The 5,236-nt window shown below is 71.5% G+C and carries 5 protein-coding genes; 4 read left to right on the top strand and 1 reads right to left on the bottom strand.

Features of this window, described 5'->3' with window-relative positions; genetic code table 11:
* Positions 1–246: adenosylcobinamide-GDP ribazoletransferase (locus AOJ26_RS28560; protein WP_199828882.1), on the top strand; the 246-nt coding region annotated here is incomplete at its 5' end.
* On the opposite strand, the gene AOJ26_RS28555 is transcribed toward AOJ26_RS28560, so the two are convergent.
* Positions 243–1,034 (bottom strand): endo alpha-1,4 polygalactosaminidase, encoded by a 792-nt coding sequence (locus AOJ26_RS28555; RefSeq protein ID WP_053851239.1) that lies wholly within the window; start codon positions 1,032–1,034, stop codon positions 243–245. The two genes, AOJ26_RS28560 and AOJ26_RS28555, sit on opposite strands and share 4 nt — an antisense overlap.
* 231 nt (positions 1,035–1,265) lie before the next feature.
* Between AOJ26_RS28555 and AOJ26_RS28550 the strand changes: the two genes are divergently transcribed.
* The 3 genes from AOJ26_RS28550 to AOJ26_RS28540 form a co-directional block, all read left to right on the top strand.
* Positions 1,266–2,804: a leucyl aminopeptidase gene (locus tag AOJ26_RS28550; RefSeq protein WP_053851238.1), complete on the top strand. Its 1,539-nt coding sequence runs from the start codon at positions 1,266–1,268 to the stop codon at positions 2,802–2,804.
* 313 nt (positions 2,805–3,117) lie between these two features.
* A complete protein-coding gene (lpdA, locus tag AOJ26_RS28545; RefSeq protein ID WP_053851237.1) occupies positions 3,118–4,506 on the top strand; it encodes a dihydrolipoyl dehydrogenase in 1,389 nt (462 codons plus the stop codon).
* Positions 4,507–4,565: 59 nt separating this feature from the next.
* The coding region (locus AOJ26_RS28540) for a biotin/lipoyl-containing protein (protein WP_324614002.1) at positions 4,566–5,236 on the top strand (671 nt) is incomplete at its 3' end.

Here is a 5,236-nt window from a genome sequence, read left to right as displayed (position 1 = left end):
GTCCCGGTGCGGGGCGCGGTGCTCGCGGCGGCCGCCGTGACGCTGGGCGCGGCCGGGGCGGGGGCGCTCCTCGGGTCGTACGACGTCGTCCGCGCGGTCCTCGCGGTCGCGGCCGCGGTGGCGGTGGCCGAGCTCCTCCTGCGGCACTGCACGCGCCGCTTCGGCGGGGTGACCGGGGACGTGTTCGGGGGGCTGGCGGAGACGGCGGCGACGACCGCGCTGGTGGTCCTGTCGCTGGACTTCTAGCAGGCCTCGCGCCACACCCCGAGCTCGTACTTCTTCAGCATCGAACTCAGCCGCAGACGCCGGGACTCGGCGCAGAAGCGGCTGGTGGGTATCTCGTACTCGACGTGGAAGACCGCCTTGCCGGCGTCGACGAACGGCTTCATGTCCCCGCACTCGCCGTACTGCGCGCACTGCTCGTTGACCGCGAAGTCGAAGTCGCCGACCAGTTTTGGGATCTGGTCGAGGTCGTTCTTCAGGCCGACCGACATGCCGCGCTCGTGGGCCAGTCGGGCGATCAGGCGGTTGTAGCGGAGCTGGTCGGCCGCCGTCAGTTCGAAGCCGGTGCGGTTGCGGTAGCCGTCCATGTTGTCCGGCTCCACCGCGTCGAAGCCCTTCTCGCGGCACATGTCGAGGCGGTCGGCCATCAGCGGTTCCAGGACGTCGACGGCGCGGATGTCGAGCCAGCGCTCCCCCTCCCAGCCGTTGCCGCGCCCGATCACCGACTCCGGGAACTCGCCGGCGTCGGGGCGCCAGTCCTCCCACGCGCCGGTGGAGAGGTAGCAGATGACCTTGCGGCCCTTGTCGTGCAGCGCGGACACCACGGCCCGGGACTGGTCGAAGCCGTCGATGTCGTACACCGGCACGTCCACGGACGTGTCGACGCGACCGGTCAGCTGCCACTGCCAGGCCACGCCGGGGCGCGGCCGCCAGCGGGACTCGTCCGGCCCGGGGTCGGGGTCGGGGTCGGACGCGGTCGAGCATCCGGATATCAGCAGGAGCAGGGCGACGAGCAGGAGAGGGCGTTTCAACGGACGGACTCCAAGGGAGGGCGGCAGGGTACCCCGGGAATGATCTCCTGTCCCGCAGCCGGAGGTACGCTCGGCCGACCCGAGCGTAGGCTCGTCCCGGGTGGTCGCCGACAGGGGTGAAGGCCCCGATCGGGATCCGGTTTCGGACAAGAACTAGGGTCGGCCGTCGGGCCCGGTCGACCCACCCGCTCGACCCACGCAACTTCACATCGGAAGCGAGAATTCACCACCGTGACTGCTCTCACTCTCAGCACCTCCGCGGCGCCCGGCCTGCGGGCCGACGCGATCGTGATCGGTGTCGCCAAGGGCACCGCGTCCAGGTCCGGGGACCTGGTCGTGGCACCGGGCGCCGAGGCCGTGGACAAGGCGTACGACGGCAGGCTCGCCGGTGTCCTGGAGACCCTCGGCGCCTCCGGCGCCGAGGGCGAGGTGACGAAGCTGCCCGCGCCCTCCGGCATCAAGGCCCCCCTCGTGGTGGCGGTCGGCCTGGGCGCCGAGCCCGAGAAGGACTCCTCCTTCGACCCGGAGGCGCTGCGCAAGGCGGCCGGTGTCGCCGCCCGCGCGCTGGCCGGCTCGAAGAAGGCCGCGTTCGCGCTCCCCCTGGGCGACGCCGCCGGCCTCGGCGCGGTCGCCGAGGGCGTGCTGCTCGGGGCGTACTCCTTCGACACCTACAAGGAGAACGGCAGGAACCCCAAGGCCAAGAACGGCAAGGCGCCGCTGGCCGAGGCCACGCTGCTGGGCGGCAAGCCGCGCGACGCCGCGTACAAGGCGGCGCTCGCCCGGGCCGTCGCGGTCTCCGAGGAGCTCAACCGCGCGCGCGACCTGGTCAACACCCCGCCCAACGACCTGAACCCCGAGGCCTTCGCCGCGATCGTGCAGGCGGCGGGCAAGGAGCACGGCCTCAAGGTGCAGGTGCTCGACGTGAAGGCCCTGGAGAAGGGCGGCTACGGCGGCATCCTCGGCGTCGGCGCCGGGTCGGCGTCCGGGCCGCGGCTGGTGAAGCTGTCGTACACCTCGTCCAAGGCGAAGAAGCACCTCGCGCTGGTCGGCAAGGGCATCACCTACGACTCGGGCGGCATCTCGCTGAAGCCGGCGGGCCACAACGAGACGATGAAGTGCGACATGAGCGGCGCGGCGGCGGTGTTCGCGGCCGTGGTCTCGGCGGCGCGGCTGGGTCTCGAGGTCAACGTGACCGGCTGGCTGGCGCTGGCCGAGAACATGCCGTCGGGGTCCGCCACGCGCCCGGGTGACGTGCTGCGGATGTACAGCGGCAAGACGGTGGAGGTGCTCAACACCGACGCCGAGGGCCGGCTGGTGCTGGCGGACGCCCTGTGGGCGGCGTCGGCGGAGAAGCCGGACGCGATCGTCGACGTGGCGACGCTGACCGGGGCGATGATGCTCGCCCTCGGCAGCCGGACTTTCGGGATCATGGCCAACGACGACGCGTTCCGCACCGCGGTGCACGAGGCCGCGGAGGAGGTCGGGGAGCCGGCGTGGCCGATGCCGCTGCCGGAGCACCTGCGCAAGGGGATGGACTCCCCCACCGCCGACATCGCGAACATGGGTGAGCGGATGGGCGGCGGACTGGTCGCCGGGCTCTTCCTGCGGGAGTTCGTGGGCGAGGGCATCCCGTGGGCGCACCTCGACATCGCGGGGCCGGCGTTCAACGACGGGGGGCCGTTCGGGTACACCCCCAAGGGCGGCACGGGGTCCGCGGTGCGGACGCTGGTGCGGCTGGCCGAGCTGACCGCCGCGGGTGACCTGGGCTGATGTCCGCCTGAGAGCTCAGTTCCCGAGGGGCGTGGGCGGCTGCGGGCCCGTTGTGGCTTGTCGCGCAGTTCCCCGCGCCCCTGGGTGTGTCACCGCGCCCCTGGTCGAAAAGTCTCACCGGTGCCTGCTTTCTCATGTGAGCGTGTGGTGTCTCACACCCCGGCCCGGCGTCTCGTTCGGTGCTGACAAGTGCGAAGATGGGGCTCGGCAGGACAGGGCCCCCACCACAGGGCCGAAGAAAGAGCGGCCGGACACCAGCCGCCGCCCGGTCACTGGAGACCGGCGTACGGCGTACATGCATGGAGGACGTGACGTGGCGAACGACGCCAGCACCGTTTTCGACCTAGTGATCCTCGGCGGTGGTAGTGGCGGCTACGCCGCGGCCCTGCGCGGGGCGCAGCTGGGGCTTGACGTCGCCCTGATCGAGAAGGACAAGGTCGGCGGTACCTGCCTGCACCGGGGATGCATCCCCACCAAGGCCCTGCTGCACGCGGGCGAGATCGCCGACCAGGCCCGCGAGAGCGAGCAGTTCGGTGTGAAGGCCACCTTCGAGGGCATCGACATCGCCGGGGTGCACAAGTACAAGGACGGCGTGATCGCCGGTCTGTACAAGGGCCTCCAGGGCCTGGTCGCCTCCCGGAAGGTCCACTACATCGAGGGTGAGGGCCGGCTGTCGTCGCCGACCTCCGTCGATGTCAACGGCCAGCGCATCCAGGGCCGCCACGTCCTGCTCGCGACCGGCTCCGTGCCGAAGTCGCTGCCGGGCCTGGAGATCGACGGCAACCGGATCATCTCCTCCGACCACGCCCTCGTCCTGGACCGCGTGCCGAAGTCCGCGATCATCCTGGGCGGCGGCGTCATCGGCGTCGAGTTCGCCTCCGCGTGGAAGTCCTTCGGCTCCGACGTGACCGTCATCGAGGGCCTCAAGCACCTCGTCCCGGTCGAGGACGAGAACTCCTCCAAGCTTCTCGAGCGCGCGTTCCGCAAGCGCGGCATCAAGTTCAACCTCGGCACCTTCTTCCAGAAGGCCGAGTACACCCAGGACGGCGTCAAGGTCACCCTCGCCGACGGCAAGGAGTTCGAGGCCGAGGTGCTGCTGGTGGCCGTCGGCCGCGGGCCCGTCTCCGCCGGTCTCGGCTACGAGGAGCAGGGCGTCGCGATGGACCGCGGCTACGTCCTGGTCGACGAGTACATGCGCACCAACGTCCCGACCATCTCCGCCGTCGGTGACCTGGTCCCCACGCTCCAGCTCGCGCACGTCGGCTTCGCCGAGGGCATCCTGGTCGCGGAGCGTCTGGCCGGTCTGAAGACCGTTCCGATCGACTACGACGGCGTCCCGCGGGTGACGTACTGCCACCCCGAGGTCGCCTCCGTGGGCATCACCGAGGCCAAGGCCAAGGAGATCTACGGCGCGGACAAGGTCGTCGCTCTGAAGTACAACCTCGCGGGCAACGGCAAGAGCAAGATCCTCAACACCGCGGGCGAGATCAAGCTCGTCCAGGTGAAGGACGGTGCCGTGGTCGGCGTCCACATGGTCGGCGACCGCATGGGCGAGCAGGTCGGCGAGGCCCAGCTGATCTACAACTGGGAAGCGCTGCCGGCCGAGGTCGCCCAGCTCATCCACGCCCACCCGACGCAGAGCGAGGCGCTCGGCGAGGCGCACCTGGCGCTGGCCGGCAAGCCGCTCCACTCGCACGACTGACCCTCGGTCGACGAAGCGACGACACAGACTTCCGCAATTCGTAAGGAGCAACCGAAACCATGGCGGTTTCCGTAACCCTTCCGGCGCTCGGCGAGAGCGTCACCGAGGGCACCGTCACCCGCTGGCTGAAGGCCGAGGGTGAGCGCGTAGAGGCCGACGAGCCGTTGCTCGAGGTCTCGACCGACAAGGTCGACACCGAGATCCCCTCCCCCGCCGCCGGCGTCCTGGCCTCCATCAAGGTCGCCGAGGACGAGACGGTCGAGGTCGGTGCCGAGCTGGCCGTGATCGACGACGGCACCGGCGCCCCGGCCGCTGCCCCGGCCCCGGCCGCCGAGCAGGCCCCGGCCGCCGAGCCGGTCGCCGAGCCCGCCCCGGAGCCGGCCGCTGCCGCGCCCTCCACCGAGCAGGCCGCCCCGGCGCCCGCTCCCACCGCCGAGGCCGCTTCCGGCGGCGGCTCCGCCGAGGGCACGGACGTCGTCCTGCCCGCGCTGGGCGAGTCCGTCACCGAGGGCACCGTCACCCGGTGGCTGAAGGAGGTCGGCGAGTCCGTCGAGGCCGACGAGCCGCTGCTCGAGGTCTCCACGGACAAGGTCGACACCGAGATCCCGGCGCCCACCTCCGGTGTGCTGCTGGAGATCGTGGTCGGCGAGGACGAGACGGCCGAGGTCGGCGCCAAGCTCGCCGTCATCGGCGCCCCGGGTGCGGCTCCGGCCGCTGCCGAGGCCCCCGC

The organism is Streptomyces sp. NRRL B-24085, from assembly GCF_001282115.1.
Classification (GTDB): domain Bacteria; phylum Actinomycetota; class Actinomycetes; order Streptomycetales; family Streptomycetaceae; genus Streptomyces.
Note: the sequence above shows the minus strand (reverse complement) of the source record. Positions and strands in the feature narration are given on the sequence as shown.